Annotated in this window: 15 protein-coding genes and 2 pseudogenes; 10 read left to right on the forward strand and 7 right to left on the reverse strand. The window is 74.7% G+C overall.

The genetic code is table 11. The annotated features are described in order from the left end of the window. Positions 1-24 precede the first annotated feature (24 nt). The 3 genes from ACMA1D_RS32440 to ACMA1D_RS32450 all read right to left on the reverse strand — a co-directional run bounded on the left by ACMA1D_RS32440 (position 25) and on the right by ACMA1D_RS32450 (position 1,789). Positions 25-810, reverse strand: a complete 786-nt coding sequence (locus ACMA1D_RS32440) for a thioesterase II family protein (protein WP_414727553.1) — start codon at positions 808-810, stop codon at positions 25-27. A gap of 386 nt (positions 811-1,196) precedes the next feature. Further along, positions 1,197-1,535, reverse strand: coding sequence for a fic family toxin-antitoxin system, toxin component (locus ACMA1D_RS32445; RefSeq protein ID WP_414727590.1), 339 nt, complete (start codon positions 1,533-1,535; stop codon positions 1,197-1,199). 29 nt (positions 1,536-1,564) lie between these two features. Next, on the reverse strand, positions 1,565-1,789 hold the full coding sequence (locus ACMA1D_RS32450) for an antitoxin (protein WP_414727554.1): 225 nt from the start codon (positions 1,787-1,789) through the stop codon (positions 1,565-1,567). Positions 1,790-2,061: 272 nt separating this feature from the next. Between ACMA1D_RS32450 and ACMA1D_RS32455 the strand changes: the two genes are divergently transcribed. From ACMA1D_RS32455 to ACMA1D_RS32465, 3 genes and pseudogenes are all read left to right on the forward strand, one after another. Further along, on the forward strand, positions 2,062-2,952 hold the full coding sequence (locus ACMA1D_RS32455; RefSeq protein ID WP_414727555.1) for an LLM class F420-dependent oxidoreductase: 891 nt from the start codon (positions 2,062-2,064) through the stop codon (positions 2,950-2,952). A 339-nt stretch (positions 2,953-3,291) separates the two neighbouring features. Then, a pseudogene (locus tag ACMA1D_RS32460) lies at positions 3,292-4,620 on the forward strand (hemolysin family protein); the annotation flags it as partial. A 326-nt stretch (positions 4,621-4,946) separates the two neighbouring features. After that, positions 4,947-5,966, forward strand: a complete 1,020-nt coding sequence (locus ACMA1D_RS32465) for a hemolysin family protein (protein WP_414727556.1) — start codon at positions 4,947-4,949, stop codon at positions 5,964-5,966. Between the two features lie 198 nt (positions 5,967-6,164). Here ACMA1D_RS32465 and ACMA1D_RS32470 read toward each other — a convergent pair whose 3' ends face one another. Then, a complete protein-coding gene (locus tag ACMA1D_RS32470; RefSeq protein WP_414727557.1) occupies positions 6,165-6,608 on the reverse strand; it encodes a MazG-like family protein in 444 nt (147 codons plus the stop codon). A gap of 139 nt (positions 6,609-6,747) precedes the next feature. On the opposite strand from ACMA1D_RS32470, the gene ACMA1D_RS32475 reads away from it, so the two are divergent. The 3 genes from ACMA1D_RS32475 to mug all read left to right on the forward strand — a co-directional run bounded on the left by ACMA1D_RS32475 (position 6,748) and on the right by mug (position 9,678). Further along, positions 6,748-7,605: an SGNH/GDSL hydrolase family protein gene (locus tag ACMA1D_RS32475; RefSeq protein WP_414727591.1), complete on the forward strand. Its 858-nt coding sequence runs from the start codon at positions 6,748-6,750 to the stop codon at positions 7,603-7,605. A gap of 91 nt (positions 7,606-7,696) precedes the next feature. Further along, positions 7,697-9,130 (forward strand): adenylosuccinate lyase, encoded by a 1,434-nt coding sequence (gene purB, locus ACMA1D_RS32480; RefSeq protein ID WP_414727558.1) that lies wholly within the window; start codon positions 7,697-7,699, stop codon positions 9,128-9,130. Next, a complete protein-coding gene (mug, locus tag ACMA1D_RS32485) occupies positions 9,127-9,678 on the forward strand; it encodes a G/U mismatch-specific DNA glycosylase (protein ID WP_414727592.1) in 552 nt (183 codons plus the stop codon). Before purB ends, mug begins: the two co-directional genes overlap by 4 nt. 57 nt (positions 9,679-9,735) lie before the next feature. On the opposite strand, the gene ACMA1D_RS32490 is transcribed toward mug, so the two are convergent. Next, a complete protein-coding gene (locus ACMA1D_RS32490) occupies positions 9,736-10,071 on the reverse strand; it encodes a hypothetical protein (RefSeq protein ID WP_414727559.1) in 336 nt (111 codons plus the stop codon). Between the two features lie 14 nt (positions 10,072-10,085). Between ACMA1D_RS32490 and ACMA1D_RS32495 the strand changes: the two are divergent. Next, positions 10,086-10,205, forward strand: a pseudogene (locus tag ACMA1D_RS32495) (LuxR C-terminal-related transcriptional regulator); the annotation flags it as partial. A gap of 185 nt (positions 10,206-10,390) precedes the next feature. Then, positions 10,391-11,548, forward strand: a complete 1,158-nt coding sequence (locus ACMA1D_RS32500) for an ROK family protein (RefSeq protein ID WP_414727560.1) — start codon at positions 10,391-10,393, stop codon at positions 11,546-11,548. 588 nt (positions 11,549-12,136) lie between these two features. Here ACMA1D_RS32500 and ACMA1D_RS32505 read toward each other — a convergent pair. Continuing rightward, positions 12,137-12,913, reverse strand: a complete 777-nt coding sequence (locus ACMA1D_RS32505) for a GntR family transcriptional regulator (RefSeq protein ID WP_414727561.1) — start codon at positions 12,911-12,913, stop codon at positions 12,137-12,139. Positions 12,914-13,326: 413 nt separating this feature from the next. Here ACMA1D_RS32505 and ACMA1D_RS32510 point away from each other — a divergent pair, with 413 nt between their 5' ends. Next, on the forward strand, positions 13,327-14,073 hold the full coding sequence (locus tag ACMA1D_RS32510; RefSeq protein ID WP_414727562.1) for an SDR family oxidoreductase: 747 nt from the start codon (positions 13,327-13,329) through the stop codon (positions 14,071-14,073). Positions 14,074-14,284: 211 nt separating this feature from the next. Next, positions 14,285-15,151 (forward strand): alpha/beta fold hydrolase, encoded by an 867-nt coding sequence (locus ACMA1D_RS32515; RefSeq protein ID WP_414727563.1) that lies wholly within the window; start codon positions 14,285-14,287, stop codon positions 15,149-15,151. Between the two features lie 75 nt (positions 15,152-15,226). Here the strand turns inward: ACMA1D_RS32515 and ACMA1D_RS32520 are convergent, their stop codons facing one another. Further along, positions 15,227-16,294, reverse strand: coding sequence for an EamA family transporter (locus tag ACMA1D_RS32520; protein ID WP_414727564.1), 1,068 nt, complete (start codon positions 16,292-16,294; stop codon positions 15,227-15,229). Positions 16,295-16,350 lie beyond the last annotated feature (56 nt).

Genomic DNA, 16,350 nt, shown 5'->3' on the forward strand with positions numbered 1-16,350 from the left:
GGTGGGACGCCTGCGGTACGCGGCTCAGCCGACGGCCGCGTGCGTGAAGGCTGCCACGTCATCGGCGATGGCCGCCGCCACCTGCTCCTGCTGCGGGGTGAGGAAGAAGTGGCCGCCGGGGAAGCTGCGGAAGGTGAAGCCGCCGTCGGTGAGCGGGGCCCACGCCTTGGCTTCCTCGATGCTGACCCGCGGGTCGGCGTCGCCGGTCAGCACGCTGATCGGGCAGTGCAGCGCCGGCGCACCGCCGTCCACCTCGCAGCGGTAGGTCTCGATGGCCGTGTAGTCGGCCCGGATCGACGGCAGCACCATCCGCAGCAGTTCCTCGTCGGCCAGCAGCCCCGAGTCGGTGCCGCTGAGCGCGCGGATCTCCGCGATCAGGCCGTCGTCGTCGCGCTGGTGCACCTTCTCGTCGCGGAAGGTCGTCGGCGCCCGGCGGCCGGACGCGATCAGGCCGCGGAGCTGCGGGTTGCCCTCCCGCTCAAGCCGGCGCGCCAACTCGAAGCCGAGCACGGCGCCCATGCTGTGCCCGAAGAGCACCACCGGGCGGTCGAGCCAGGGCGTCAGCGCCTCGTACAGCGCGTCGACGAGTTCGGGCACGCTGGTCAACGGCGGTTCAGCGCGCCGGTCCTGGCGCCCCGGGTACTGCACCGACAGCACCTCGGTGGTGGCCGCGAGCGCCTTGGAGAACGGGAAGAAGAAGGAAGCCGAGCCCCCTGCGTGCGGCAGGAGCACCAGGCGGTGCGGGCTGTCGGCTACGGGATGGAAGCGGCGGACCCACGGGTCGTCGGTCCTGGACTCGGTGGTGCTCATGGCTACCCTCGTTCCTTCGTCGTGCTGCGTACCGTGTCGATGGCGCCCGTCGACGCGCCGGTGGTCCGACGGGCACACCCCATCTCATCAGGCATCTCCGCAACAGGACAGCTCGGCCATGACCTTGACGCGGTGTCGGCAACGGGCTCCGCCGCCGGTACGGCCGCGCTCGGCGCCACGGCGCGCGGCCCCGGGGCCCGCCCGCACCGACACGCATCCCAACACGTTCACCCGACCGTGCGGGGCGCGCCAACCCCTGTCCCCCCACGCGCCACCCGTAACGCCGGCTCCTCGCCCCCCTCACGACCGGGCCCCCGCGGCGGAGAGCAGGCAGCGGGCGGGGCAGTCGCGCCGGCCGGGCAGGCGCGTGCGGCGCGCTGCGGTGGTCAGCGGCTCCAGGTGCGGAGTTCGGCGGCGACGTCGTGGACGCTCGCCGTGCCGCCCTTGATCAGCCGGGCCAGGTCGCGGACCTGCTCGGGCGAGACGGTGAGGGTGACGCCGCTGGCGACGAGGTAGGCGTACCCGACGGCGCTGGCGAACAGCGCGTTGGACCGTTCGAGCGCGGGCACCTGGAGCAGCAGGTGCAGCAGGGCCGCCGCCCGTTCCTCGGCGTCGCGGTAGACGGGGACGCCGAAGATCTCCGCCTGGTGCCGGCCGACGGCGGCCACCAGCGCGCCCCAGTCGGTGACGGCCGGGTCCCCCGGCGTGTGCTCCTCGGCGACCATCAGCAACCAGGCGAGGTCGACGGTGACGTTCAACGGCTCGGGTGCTCGCGGTCGAGCTCTTCGGCGAAGGTGCTTCGGTACTGCTTCATGAAGTCGGCGGCGGCCTCGACGAAGGTGTGTCCCACCTCGCCGGTGTCCTTGCGGACCAGGTCCTCGATGTAGCGGTTGACGCTCATGCCCCGTTGCAGGGCGCGCGCCCTGGCCGCCTCGGCGGTCGCCTCGTCCACACGCACGTTCAACTGTGTCTTGGCCACGCTTCACGCTAGCGCGCGGGCGCTAGCGGGGACAACCGGTGGCGGGCCCTCCTCCCCCGGCCGGACCGGGCGCTCCCTCCCGCACCGACCGGTCGGGCTGCGGTGGGGCGGGCGGCGCCTGACAGCGGTACGGAGGGGGCAGGCCGGCGGTACGGGGCGGCGGGAGCAGGTTGTACGAGCCCAGGCAGGTCGGCCGCACGGGGGGGGCGGGCCGGTCCGCGGAGGGGCGGGCGGGGTAGCTTTCCCTCATCTGCGATCAAGGAGGCTTGGCCATGTCCCGTCCCTTCCGGTTCGGCGTCAACATGCTTGCGATCGAGACTGGTGAGGCGTGGCGCGCTCAGTGCCGGCGCGCCGAGGAGTTGGGCTACGACGTACTGCTGGTCCCGGACCACCTCGGCATGCCCGCCCCGTTCCCCGCCCTGATAGCGGCGGCCGAGGCCACCGAGCGCCCGCGCGTGGGCACCTTCGTACTGAACGCCGGCTTCTGGAACCCCGCGTTGCTGGCGCGCGAGGTGGCCACCTGTGACCAGCTCACCGGCGGCCGTCTCGAACTCGGCCTCGGCGCCGGCTACGTCAAGGACGAGCACGACAGCGCCGGACTGCCCTGGGGCACCCCGCGGGAGCGCGTCGACCACCTGGAACGTACGGTGACCGAGTTGGAGCGGCTGCTCGCCGACGCCGAGCACCAGCCCCGGGCCGCCCAGTCCCCCAGGCCGCCGGTGCTGCTCGGCGGCAACGGGGACCGGATGCTGCGGCTGGCCGCGCGCCACGCCGACGTCGCCGCGTTCACTGGCGCCCACCAGGCGCCCGACTCCCCCACCGGCACCCTGACCATGATCACCGCGGACGCGCTGGCGGAGCGGGTGGCCGCCTACCTGTCCTTCGCCGCCGACCGCACGACGCCCGCCGAGCTGAACTACCTCGTCCAGCGCGTGGTCATCACCGAGGACCGGCGGGCGGTCGCGGAGGAGTTCAGCCAGTACACCAACGGCCTCTCGGCCGACCAGGTACTCGAACACCCCGCCCTGCTGGCCGGCACGGTGACCGAGATCGCCGACCAGATTCGCGCCCACCGCGAGCGGTTCGGCTTCACCTACTTCACCGTCCTCCACCCGTACCTGGAGGAGTTCGGCACGGTGATCGCGGAGCTGCGCGAGCACTGAGCGGAGCTGCGCGAGCACTGAGCCGATGCCGGACGGCGGCGCGCGACCTGGACGTTCGGGGTGCCGCCGCCGCCCGGCCCTGCTCGGCCGACCGGCCCCTCCTCCCGGCCCCGGCCCCACTCGGCCGGCCGCTCCCCTCCCGAGGGTGCCGGGGTGCCGCGCAGCAGCCAGAGGCGGGCCCCGCACCCCGCTTTGCTGATCCTTTACGATGGGTGTTCGATCCTGTCCGTGTAGAACTTCCAGCGAAAGGTGTGAGCGTCCGCCCATGGGCGAGCCTCCCAGTAGCCGCTATCGCGCGATTCCTCCGCTCCTGTCCGACCATGGGACGGAGGTGACCCCATGATGGAAGTGCTGCTCCTGGCCGTGGCGCTGTTGCTGTCGCTGGCCTGTGGGGCCTTCGTCGCCGCGGAGTTCTCGCTCACCACCGTCGAGCGGGCCGAGTTGGAACGGGCCGTCGACCGGGGCGAGCGGGGCGCGGAGAGTGCGCTCAAGGCGGTGCGCAGCCTCACCTTCCAGCTCTCCGGGGCCCAGCTCGGCATCACCGTCACCAACCTGATCGTCGGCATGCTCGCCAAGCCGTCGATCGCCGCCCTGCTCGGTGGGCCGCTGGAGGCCGTCGGAGTGCCCTCGTCGGCCGTCGGGTCGATCGCTCTGGTGGCCGGGACCGTGCTGTCGACGCTGGTGCTGATGGTGGTCGGCGAGCTCGTTCCCAAGAACTGGGCCATCTCCAAGCCGCTGCCGGTGGCCAAGCGCGTCGCCACCCCGCAGCGCGCCTTCAGCGCCGCCTTCCGGCCGCTGATCTCCCACCTCAACAACACGGCCAACCGTGCGGTGCGCCGCCTCGGCCTGGAACCGGCCGAGGAATTGGCCTCCGCCCGCGGCCCGCAGGAGCTCGTGGCGCTGGCCCGGCACTCCGCCCGTGCGGGCGCGCTCGACCGGGACACCGCCGAGCTCTTCGTCCGCACCCTGAACCTGGCCGAGCTCTCCGCGGAGAACGTCATGACGCCGCGGGTGCAGGTGATGGCGCTCGACGCGCAGGCCACCGCCGAGGACGTCGCCAACGCCACCCGGGCCACCGGGCTCTCCCGCTTCCCGGTCTACCGCGGCAGCCTGGACACGGTCGTCGGCGTCGCCCACATCAAGGACGTGCTCGCCATCCCGGCCGAGCAGCGCCCCCGCCACCCGGTGTCCAAGCTGCTGCGCGAGCCGCTGCTGGTGCCGGAGTCGCTGACCGTGGACCGGCTGCTGGACCGGCTGTCGGGCAAGCGCACCATGGCCGTCGTCATCGACGAGTACGGCGGTACGGCCGGCGTGGTCACCCTGGAGGACATCGTCGAAGAGGTCGTCGGCGAGGTGCGCGACGAGCACGACCCGCTGGAGACCCCCGACCTGGCCCCGCGCGGCACCGACGAGACGGGCCGGGCACTGTACGACGCGGACGGCGCCGCCCGGATCGACCAGCTCAGGTCGATCGGCCTGCGCGCGCCGGACGGCCCGTACGAGACGCTGGCCGGTCTGGTCGCCACCGAGCTCGGCCGCATCCCGGCGCTGGGAGACGAGCTTGAGGTGGCGGGCTGGCAGCTCACGGTGACGGACGCCGCCGGGCGCCGGGCCGCGGGCCTGCGGCTGCGGGCCCCGCTCGCCGACCCCGACGAGGACGAGGAGGCGGCCGAGCACCACGGGCAGCACCGCGGCGGGCGCGCCCACGGCCGTGGCCGGCGCCGTCCCGGTGGCCACCACCGGGACGAGGCCGCCGCTGCCGATCAGGCCCCGGGCGCGGCGGGCGACCCCGCGCCACAATCCGCCGGGGGGCCGGCCGCCGGCGACCGCACCGGGGGCGGTGCCGCAAACGGCTCCGCCCCCGGTGTCGGCACCGGCACCGAATCCGAGCCCGGCACCGGCCCCAGCACCGCCCCCGACAGCGACCGGCGGTCAGCCGATGACCGGTCCGGTCCCGCCGGGGACGCGGCACCACAGCGAGAGGAGCACCGCCGATGATCGTGGTCCAGTTGTTGATCGGCCTGCTCACGCTGGTGGTCAACGCGTACTTCGTGGGCGCCGAGTTCGCGCTGATCTCGGTGCGCCGCAGCCAGATCGAGCCGCACGCCGAGCAGGGCGACCGGCGGGCCCGCAGCGTCCTGTGGGGCCTGGAGCACGTGTCAGCGCTGATGGCGGCGGCGCAGCTCGGCATCACGCTGTGCACCCTGGTGCTCGGCATCGTCGCCGAGCCGGCCATCGCCCATCTGCTGGAGCCGGTCTTCCACGCGGTGGGGGTGCCGGACGGGCTGACCCACCCGATCGCCTTCGTGATCGCGCTTGCGGTGGCCACCTACCTGCACATGCTCTTCGGCGAGATGGTGCCGAAGAACATCGCGCTGGCCGAGCCGGTGCGCTCCGCGCTGCTGCTCGGGCCGCCGCTGGTGGCCATGTCCCGGGCGCTGCGACCGGTGATCTTCACCGTCAACGCGTTCGCGAACACGCTGCTCAAGCTGTTGCGGGTGGAGCCGAAGGACGAGGTGGCCGCCTCGTTCTCGGACGCCGACCTGGCGCGGATGGTCGCCGACTCCAGTGAGGCGGGGCTGTTGGACGACCGGGCCACCGAGCGGCTGCGGGACGCGCTCGAACTCGGTCAGCGGCCGGTGCGGGACGTGGTGCTCTCGGTGGACCGGGTGGTCACGGCCAGGCTCGGGGTCACCCCCGAGCGGCTGGAGCGGCTCTCGGCCGAGTCCGGGTTCTCGCGCTTCCCGGTCATCGACGGCAGCGGGCGCATCCTCGGCTACCTGCACGTGAAGGACGCGCTGGACGCCAGGCCGCGCGACGTGGCCTTCCGCCCCGAGCAGTTGCGGCCCATCGCCCGGGTCCGGGCCGCGACCCCGCTGGACGACGTGCTGACCGCGATGCGCGGCACCAGCACGCACCTGGCCGCCGTCATCGACGAGCAGAGCCGGCTCGCCGGCCTCGTCACCATGGAGGACGTGCTGCGGGAACTGGTGGGCCCGGCGCCCACCGCCTGACGGGCGCCCCGGGGGCACGGCCACGCGGCCGTGCCCCCGCAAGGCCCCGCCCCAGCGCTCGTCACCGGCGTGCTGGCAGCACCCGCCCCGGCGCCCGCAGCCCTCCGGGACGCGGTCCCGCACGGCTCCTCTCGGGACCGCGCCCCGCGCCGTACGACCGCACCACAGCGCTGCGGCGGCGCCGGGCCACTCCGCGCGCTACGCCCGGTCCGGTTGGGCCAGCATCCGCTCGGTGACGCCGCGTAGGTGCGCGTCCAACGTGGCGGCCGGGTCGTCGCTGAACCCGTACAGCGCAACAGCGGCCGTGAGGATCACGTCGCACAGTTCGGCGGCCACGTCGGCCCGGCCGTGAGTGACGCCCTTGCGCGGGTTCTGGCCGGTCAGCCCGGTGTACGCGCTCATCACCTCGCCCGTCTCCTCGGCCAGCTTCAGCAGCCGCAGCGCCCGTTCCTCCGCCGGGTCGCGGTCGGCGTTGGCCGCGTCGAGCCAGCCGACCGCGTGCCGGGCGGTCTCCCACAGCACCGATCCGGCCGGCGCGGGCGGCTTCTCCGCACCGCCCTCCGCGGCGGCGTGCGCCTCGCGCTCGTGCAGGGCGTCGAGTTGGTCGGCCCTGATCTGGTCGGCGCTCACGCGCTCGCTCATGTGGCGGTCTCCCCATCGGTACGGTGCCTTGGCCCGGCTGCGGTCCGGGGCCGGAGCAACAGGACAAAGGCGGGCGGGTGGGACGGTGCGGTGCCGGGCCCGAGATGCGGTCCGGCCTGCCGATATGATCGCGCTCGCCATGCAGATGAACGCCACGTACTCCAGTTTCGTCGCGGTCGGCGACTCCTTCACCGAGGGCATGTCCGACGAACTGCCCGACGGCACCTACCGGGGCTGGGCCGACCTCCTCGCTGCGCGGCTCGCCGCCCGGGACCCCGGATTCCGCTACGCCAACCTCGCCGTGCGCGGCAAGCTCATCGGCCAGATCGTCGACGACCAGAGCGGCCCGGCGGCGGCGATGGACCCGGACCTGATCACCCTGGTCGGCGGGTTGAATGACGTGCTGCGCCCCAAGTGCGACATGGCGCGGGTGTGCGCCAGGTTCGAGGAGGCCGTCGAGCGACTGGCCCCGCGCTGTCGCCAGCTCGTCCTGATGCACAGCCCCGGGCGGCACGGCCCGCTGCTGGAGCGGGGCAGGCCGCGCATCGAGCGCCTCTACGCCCACATCGACGCGGTCGCGGCGCGGCACGGCGCGCTGGTGGTGGACCTGTTCGGGGCGCCGGTGCTGGGCGACGCCCGGATGTGGGCCGATGACCGGCTGCACCTGAACACCGAGGGGCACCGGCGGGTGGCGGAGGCCGTGTGGCAGACGATCGGGCTGCCGGCCACCTTCGACTGGCGGGAGCCGCTACCGCCGCCGGTGCTGCCCGGCTGGCGCTCGCGGCGCAGCGCCGACCTGCGGTTCGCCCGCGTACACCTGGCCCCCTGGATCGGCAGACGGCTGACCGGCCGCTCGTCCGGTGACGGCCGCGCGCCCAAGCGGGCCGAGCTGCTGCCCCTCGTACCCGCCGACATCGCGACCGATCACGCCGCCGGCGATGCGGTGGGCGGTGCCGCGGGCGGCTCGCCGGCCCGGCCCCCGGCGGCCGAGGGCTGAGCGGCAGCCCCCGCGGCGGCGGGCCCACGGGCGGTTGCCGCCCGCCGCGGGCCCGGCGCTGGCCTGCGGATACCGCCAGTAGACTGCCCCCGTGACTGTTAAGCCGCGCATCCCGAACGTCCTGGCCAGCCGCTACGCCTCGGCGGAGCTCGCCGTCCTGTGGTCCCCCGAGTACAAGGTGACGCTGGAGAGGCGGCTGTGGCTCGCCGTGCTGCGCGCCCAGAAGGACCTCGGCATCGAGGTGCCGGACGGGGCGATCGCCGACTACGAGCGGGTCCTGGAGACGGTCGACCTGGAGTCGATCGCCGAGCGCGAGAAGGTCACCCGGCACGACGTCAAGGCGCGGATCGAGGAGTTCAACGCGCTCGCCGGGCACGAGCAGGTCCACAAGGGCATGACGTCCCGCGACCTGACCGAGAACGTCGAACAGCTTCAGCTCAGGCTCTCCCTTGAGCTGGTGCGCGACCGGGTGGTGGCGGTGCTCGCCCGGCTCGGCAAGCTGGCAGCCGACCACGCCGAGCTGGTCGTGGCCGGGCGCTCGCACAACGTGGCCGCCCAGGCCACCACGCTCGGCAAGCGGTTCGCCACCGGCGCCGATGAGCTGCTGGTGGCCTTCGGCCGGCTTGAGGAGTTGCTGGGTCGCTATCCGCTGCGCGGTATCAAGGGCCCGGTCGGCACCGCCCAGGACATGCTGGACCTGCTCGGAGGCGACGCCGGCAAGCTGGCCGAGCTTGAGCAGCGCATCGCCGGCCACCTCGGCTTCGCCCACGCCTTCACCTCCGTCGGCCAGGTCTACCCGCGCTCGCTGGACTACGAGGTGGTCAGCGCCCTGGTGCAGGTGGCAGCCGCCCCGTCGTCGATCGCCAAGACGATCCGCCTGATGGCCGGGCACGAGCTGGTCACCGAGGGGTTCAAGCCGGGGCAGGTCGGCTCCTCCGCGATGCCGCACAAGATGAACACCCGCTCCTGCGAGCGGGTGAACGGCCTGACCGTGATCCTGCGCGGCTACGCGTCGATGGCCGGCGAGCTCGCCGGCGACCAGTGGAACGAGGGCGACGTGTCCTGCTCGGTGGTGCGCCGCGTCGCGCTGCCGGACGCGTTCTTCGCGCTCGACGGACTGCTGGAGACGTTCCTGACGGTGCTGGACGAGTTCGGCGCCTTCCCGGCCGTCGTCGCCCGCGAGCTCGACCGCTACCTGCCGTTCCTGGCCACCACCAAGGTGCTGATGGCCGCGGTACGGGCCGGGGTGGGCCGTGAGGAGGCGCACGAGGCGATCAAGGAGAACGCGGTGGCCGCCGCGCTGGCCATGCGCGAGCAGGGCGCCGAGCGCAACGAGCTCCTGGACAAGCTCGCGGCGGACGAGCGACTGCCGCTGGACCGGGCGGAACTGGACGCGCTGATGGCGGACAAGCTGTCCTTCACCGGCGCCGCGTCCGACCAGGTGGCCGCGGTCGTGGCCCGCATCGAGGAGATCGCCAAGCGGTACCCGCAGGCCGCGGGTTACGCGCCGGGGTCGATCCTCTGACCCCCGAAGAGCTGGCCGCCGCCCGCGACCGCGTCGTTCCCGACGTGGTCGCGGCCGGGCTGCGGGTGCTGTTCTGCGGCATCAACCCCGGCCTGCTGTCGGCGGCCACCGGCCACCACTTCGCCCGCCCCGGCAACCGCTTCTGGCCGGTCCTGCACGACAGCGGGTTCACCCCGCGCCAACTGCGCCCCGCGGAGCAGGAGGAGTTGCTGACGTACGGCCTCGGCATCACCAACGTGGTGGCCAGGGCCACCGCGCGGGCCGACGAGCTCAGCGCCGAGGAGTACCGGGCGGGCGGCGAGGTGCTGCGCGCGAAGGTCGCCCGGCTGCGTCCGGCGTGGCTTGCGGTCGTCGGCGTCACCGCCTACCGGGTCGCCTTCGCCGACCGGACCGCCCGCATCGGCCCCCAGCCCGGCACGCTGGGCGAGACCCGGGTGTGGGTGCTGCCCAACCCGAGCGGGCTCAATGCGCACTGGAGCCGGCAGGCCATGGCCGAGGAGTACGGGCGACTGCGCAGCGCGGCCACGGGGCAGCCGGGCGCGGAATAGGGCGCAGGCCCGCCCGCGAGAGCTGCTCCGTGGCCGGGCCCGCCGCGGATCGGCCCGCTACGCATCGCGCCGCTCCAGCACCCACCACCCCGTCAGCACCGCCGCCAGCGTCCACGCGGCGAGCACCGCAAGACCGCTCCACGGGCCGAGGCCGTCGGTCGCCCTGGTGTGCAGAACCGCCTGGCCCGCGGCGTCCGGCAGCAGGCGGGTCAGCCGGTACGCGGCCGACGTCGTGCCCACCACCGGCTGGACGAGGGTGAGCAGCGGCACCAGCAGGCCGAGGGCCGCGACCTGGCTGCGTACGGCGGTGGCGACGCCGGCGGCCAGCACCGTCAGCAGCCCCAGATAGAGGCCGCGGCGCGCAACGCGCAGTCGGCGCCGATGCCCCTGCACCCGGGCCGGACAGCACCAGGACGGTCAAGACACACGTCAGCGCGGTGCTCGCCAAGCTCGGCGCGCGTGACCGCACCCAGGCGGTGATCGCCGCGTACGAGTCGGGGTTCGTCGCGCCGCAGGAGGGAACCTGAGCTTGGCACGGCGCGCGCACCCCCGCCGCGCCCGGTGGCGGCGATCGCCGACCGGTGGCCGCCGCCGGCGTCTGCGGGGCGGGTGACGTGCACGGAGATGGCTCATTGTGAGGCTCGAAGAGGAGTCGCCGGGACCCGCGGTAGCGGATACGATCCGGCAGACACTCACAGGTAGGGAGGCCGGATTGGGGCGGCTCACCGGCGGGGACCCGTCGTTGCTGCGGCGGATCAACTCCGCCGTGGTGTTGCAGGCGCTGCGGGCGATCGACTCCGCGACCCTCACGGACCTGGTGCGGGACACCGGGCTGTCGCGGCCCACGGTCGAGGGTGTGATCGAGGGGCTGACGGAGAGCGGTCTGGTGGTGGAGACGCCCGCCGAGGAGGGTGAGGCCCGCCGGCAGGGGCGTCCGGCGCGCAGGTTCCGGTTCCGCACCGAGGCGGGGCACCTGTGCGGCATCGAGATCGGCCCGCACCGCGTCTCGGCGCTCCTGTCCGACCTGGGCGGTCGGCTGCTCGGCTCGATGTCCCGGGAGGTCACGGTCGAGGCCACGGCCGACGAGCGGCTGGGGCGGCTGCGCGAGGGCGTGGCCGACATGTTGAAGCGCGCCGGGGTGGCCCGCAGTTCGCTGCGGGCGGTGGGCGTGGGCAGCCCCGGCATCGTGGACGCCGACGGCACCGTACGGCTGAGCACGGCGCTGCCCGGCTGGACCGGGCTGCCGCTCGGCGAGCGGCTGCGCCGGTCCTTCCGCTGCCCGGTCCTGGTGGAGAACGACGCGAACACGGCGGCCGTCGCCGAGCACTGGCAGGGCGCGGCGACCGACTCCAACGACGTCGTCTTCGTGCTGGCCGGGCTGAGCCCCGGGGCCGGGGCGCTGATCGGCGGGCGGCTGCACCGCGGCTTCGGCGGCGCGGCCGGGGAGATCGGCGCGCTGCACCTGCTGGGCGGCGAGGCGTCGCCCGAGGAGGTCCTCTCGACCACGGGCGAGCCGCTGCACCCGCTGGACGAGGAGCAGGTGGCCCGGGTCTTCGCCCTGGCCAGGGCGGGCGACCCGGGGGCCAGGGCGGCCGAGGCGCGGTTCACCCGCCGGCTGGTGCACGACGTCACCGCGCTGGTCCTCGCGCTGGACCCGGAGTTGGTCGTGGTCGGCGGCTGGGCGGCCGGGCTCGACGGCCTGCTCGACCCGCTGCGCACCGAACTCGCCCGCTACTGCCTGCGCCCGCCCCTGGTCGACCAGTCCATCCTCGGCGAGGCCGCCATCGCCACCGGCGCACTGCGCCTGGCGCTCGACCACGTGGAGGAAGAACTGTTCGCGGTGGAGAGCACGGTGACGGCCCGTCGGTGAGGCGGGGCGCGCGACCGCGGGGCTGGCTTGCTCTGTGGGGGCGGCGGTGGGGGGTGTGCGGCTTCGTGGTCCGTCTGCCGGCTCCGGCCCGCCTCGTCAGCCGGCTTCCCTCGCTTCCCCACCCACTGACGGTCCTGCCCCTTGCCGGCTCCGTTCCGCCGTATCTGCGAGCTCTGCCCCCGCCGCGTCTCCCGCGCCACGTACGGGTCCGGCTCCGCGTGCGGCTCTGCGTACGGGTTCACTCCCGCGGAGCGCCGGCACGTGGCGCGGCGTTATCGCCTGATGTTATGGGCCCGGCGGTGCACGGAGCGGCGAACCGGCGTCGGAGCGAGCCCGTCCCGGGCAGGGCCCCGGGCGCAGGCCACCGCGCGGGGCGCAACGGCCCACCCCTGGCCCGGCGAGTACGGAAGCTGCGGTACGGCACCGGCCCCGGCCCCGCCGGAGGCCCGTAACGACCGGTGGCCGGGCGCCGCCCTCACGAGGAGGGGGCACCCGGCCACCGTACGAAGAGGTACGAAGTCGTACCGAGATGCTTGACGGGCCGTCACGAGGCGGCCGGCGGGCCCGGTGTGGGCCCGCGCAGGTCTCTCAGCCGGCCAGCAGGTCGGGGCCGCTGTCGCCGAACGTGAGGCGGCAGGTGTCGGCGCGGTAGGTGGCCACGCCGACGGCCGCGGTGCGGCCCGCCGCCAGATAGCGGGTGGTGACCACGAGGACCGGCGCGCCGGGCAGGCGGTCCAGGGCCTTGGCGTCGTCGGCCCTGGCCGAACCGAGCTCCACCGTCCGCTCCTGGCCCTCCAGTTCGCGCTGGTGCAGTTCGCGCAGGATGGCCCGGGCGCGGGCCGCGCTACCGGCCGGCCAGGCCGTTCCGCCGCCCGCCGGGGCGAGCGGGGCCTCGTTGAGGTTCAGGCCGGGGACCGAGCCTGCCGGCACGTACAGCAGCTCGGCGGCGACCGGCTGACCGTCGGTGGTCAGCGCCCGCCGGACCGTGTGCACCTCGGCGTCGGCGGGGACGTCGAGCAGGCGGGCGACGGGGGCCGGCACGCTGCCCACCGTGCTGCCCAGCGTCTGCCACGGGTCGGCGACCGCTCCCGGCCAGGCGTGCCGGCTGTCGCCGACGGCCACGCCCATCCGGGGCGGGGCGACGGTGGTGCCGACGCCGCGCCGGCGCTGGAGCCTGCCTTCGAGCTCCAACTGCTCCAGGGCCTGTCGGAGCGTGGCCCGCGCGACGCCGAACCGCGCGGCGAGCTCGCGCTCGTTGGGCAGGATCTCGCCGACGGCGAACTCCGAGTCGAGCGCCTTGCTGAGCACTGTCTTCAGGTGCCAGTACTTCGGCTCCGGCACCCTCTCAAGCTGCGTGGTCCCCACCCTGTCCTCCACGATCGCCGTGTCCGGCCGGCCTCGCACCGACCGCGCGTCCCCACTGGGTCAAACGCGCGACAGTGCGTGGCCGACGCCCTGTCCACTCCGCTCGTTCCGCTCCGAGAGCCGAAGTTATGCGCGCTTCTTTATTAAAGGTTGTTTCAGTATGGGTGTGACGATAGGACGGTGGGCGACCTTGGTCAAGACCAATCCCGCTGCCGGTCGCCGCAGACCTCTCGGGTAGCGTCTGGCCACGCACGGACGGGGGTGCCCGCGGACCGTTCGACACCGGTCGTGTCCGCCCCGTCCGCGGCCGTCCGGCAGCGGACGGTGGGGGCCGCGCCCGGCGCGCGGCGGTGGCGCCGGCCGGGCGGCGGCGGCGCGGCGAGCAGCACTGCGAACGACGCAAGGAGCGTGCAATGGACCAGGTCACCGTGGTCACGGGGGGCAGCAGGGGGATCGGCGCGGCCGTCGCCGTACGGCTGGCCAGGGCCGGGCACCACATCGCCATCGGGTACGAGCGCAACGCCGAAGCGGCCGAGGCCACGGCGGTCGCCGTGCGCGCGGCGGGGGTGCGGTGCGTGACCGTACGGGCCGACACGAGCGACGCCGACCAGGTCGAGGCGCTCTTCGACACCGCGCAGCGCGAGCTCGGCCAGCTCACCGGGCTGGTCAACAATGCCGGCATCACGGGCCTGTTGGGCCGCTTCACGGAGACGTCCCCGGAGGCCGTGCGGCGCGTGGTGGACGTCAACGTGACGGGGGCGCTGCTGTGCGCGCGGCGCGCCGCGCGGGCCATGTCCACGCAGTACGGCGGGGCGGGCGGCGCGATCGTCAACGTGTCGTCGGCCAGCGCGACCACCGGCAGCCCGGGCGACTACGTGCACTATGCGGCGAGCAAGGCCGCCGTGGACGCGATGGCCGTGGGGCTCTCCAAGGAGCTGGCCGCCGATGGCATCCGGGTCAACTCGGTGCAGCCGGGCATGACGGTCACCGACATCCATGCGTCGATGGGCGACCCGCAGCGGCCGTGGCGGGTCGCGGACCGGATACCGATGGGCCGCCCCGGCGAGCCGGACGAGATCGCGGCGGCCATCGTCTGGCTGCTGTCCCCGGACGCCTCGTACACCACGGGCGCGGTGCTGCGGGTGGCCGGCGGTCTGTGATCGAACGGCACGGCGCGGGGCGGGGCCTCCCCCGCCACGTGCGGCGTGTCCACGGCGCCCCGCCGTGGGCACGGCGGGGCACTTCGCCGGCGCGGCACCCGCCGACACGCTGCCGCGATCCCCGGTCTACCGCTGGGTAACCGGTCCTGCCATGCTCTCCCCCGACCGAGCCCCGTGGCCCGGCTGTCAACGGATGATGAGGGAGCGCCCGATGGTCGAGATCCTGTCCTTCGCCCATGACGTCGAGGGGGGCTGCGCGCCGATCTCGCTCGCGTACGAGCGGCGGGGCGCGGGGGAACCCGTCGTGCTGCTGCACGGCATCGGTCACCACTGGCAGGCGTGGGAGCCGGTGCTGGGCATCCTCGCCGCCGAGCGCGAGGTGATCGCCGTCGATCTGCCGGGGTTCGGCGCGTCGGCCGCGCTGCCGCCCGGGGTCGGCTACGACTTGCCGGAGCTGCTGGCCGTACTCCACCGGTTCTTCGACGAGCTGGGGCTGGACCGGCCGCACGTGGTGGGCAACTCGCTCGGTGGCCTGCTCGCGCTCGAACTGGGTCGCACCGGGCGGGCGCGCACCGTCACCGCGGTGTCGCCCGCGGGGTTCTGGACCGAGGTCGAGCGGCGGTACGGGTTCGGCATGCTCCGGGTGATGCACCGGGCGACCCGCACGCTGCCGGACCCGCTGGTGGGCCGGCTGGCCGGGACGGCCGTGGGGCGGGCCGTTCTGGTCGGCGCGGTCTACGCGCGACCGGGCAGGCGGGCCGCGCACCGGGTGGTCGCCGAGGCCCGGGCGATGCGGCAGGGCCCGGGTTTCGCGCCGACGCTCGCCGCCGGACTGCGGGCGCGCTACACGCACGACGTGCCGGGGGTGCCGGTGACCATCGCCTGGGGCAGTGCGGACCGACTGCTGCTGCCCCGGCAGGGCCCGCGGGCCAAGCGCACCATCCCGGCGGCCCGGCTGATCCGGCTGCCGCGCTGCGGCCACGTACCGATGAACGACGATCCGGCCCTGGTCGCCCGGGTCATCCTGGACGCCACCCGACCCACGGCCACACCGCCCCGGCCGGACGCGGCCTCCTGAACGCCGCCGGGCCGTACCGCTTCCGCCGGCGGGGCGGGCCGGACGGCGCGGCCGGCGTCGCGCCCGAGGAAGGTGTCACGGGGGCGGGGTGCGGCCCGTGTCGTCCTTCGATTCGCTCGGCGGGCCCGGGGCGCGGGCCGGTGTGGTGGCCGGCTGCGCCGGCGCGGGCCCCGTGGCGGCGGGTTCAGGCGTGCCGGTGGGCGCCGTGGTCCGGTGCGCCGGGCCGGACGCGACGACCGGGCCGCGCCCGGTGCGGTGCCGGGCCGCGAGCACCCCGGAGCCGACCGCGACGCCGGCGCCGACCAGAAGGCTCCCGACGCCCTGCGGGAGGCCGAAGCCACCGGTGCCGACGGCCGGGGCGGTCAGGGCCGCGCTGACCGGGATCAGACCGGAGAAGAGCGTGGCCCGCTCGGGGCCGATCCGGTGCAGCCCCTGGTACCAGCAGACGAAGCCGATCACGGTGACCACCAGCGCCTGCCACAGCAGGGCCGCTGTCTCCTGGCCGTCCGGTACGCGCAGCCAGTCGCCGCCGTCCACGACCAGCGCGAGGCCCAGCGCCTCCACCGCCCCGAGCCCGCACGCGGTGGCCGACAGCAGCACCGGCCCCACCGTGCGCAGCACCGGCACCGCCAGCACTGCGAACGCCACCTCGCCGACGAGCGCCGCCAGCGACCAGGCGATGCCCTGCGCGTCGGCCCGGCCCCAACCCTGTACGGCGCAAGCGCCGGCCGCGACCAGGAGTGCGCCGAACAGTACGGGCCGGGCCGGGCGGCGACCGTCGGCCAGCGGCACCAGGACCGCGACGACCACGGGCGCGCAGCCGACGAACACCCCGGGCACGGCCGGCTCCGAGGTGCGTTCGGCGGCCAGTACCGCCAGGTTGAAGCCGACCATGCCGATCCCCGCCAGCACGGCCAGCCGCACCCAGCCGCGCCTGGTCAGCTTCCGCAGCGGCGCCAGGCCGCCCCGCCCGACGAGCGGCAGCAGCAGGAGACAGCCGAGCGCGTACCTGACGGCCTGGCCGCCGGCGTGCGGGAAGTCGTTCAGGACGCTGTTGGCGGTGAAGGATGCGCCGACGAGCGTGCAGGCGACGGCGGCGAGTACGGCGCCCTGCCAGGGCGGTGCGGAGTTGCTGTGTTCCATGGGGGTGACGCTAGGCAGCGCTGCGGTACGCCTTAAGGTCCAATTCGATGAGTGCT

Source organism: Streptomyces sp. 796.1 (assembly GCF_047525675.1).
GTDB lineage: Bacteria > Actinomycetota > Actinomycetes > Streptomycetales > Streptomycetaceae > Streptomyces.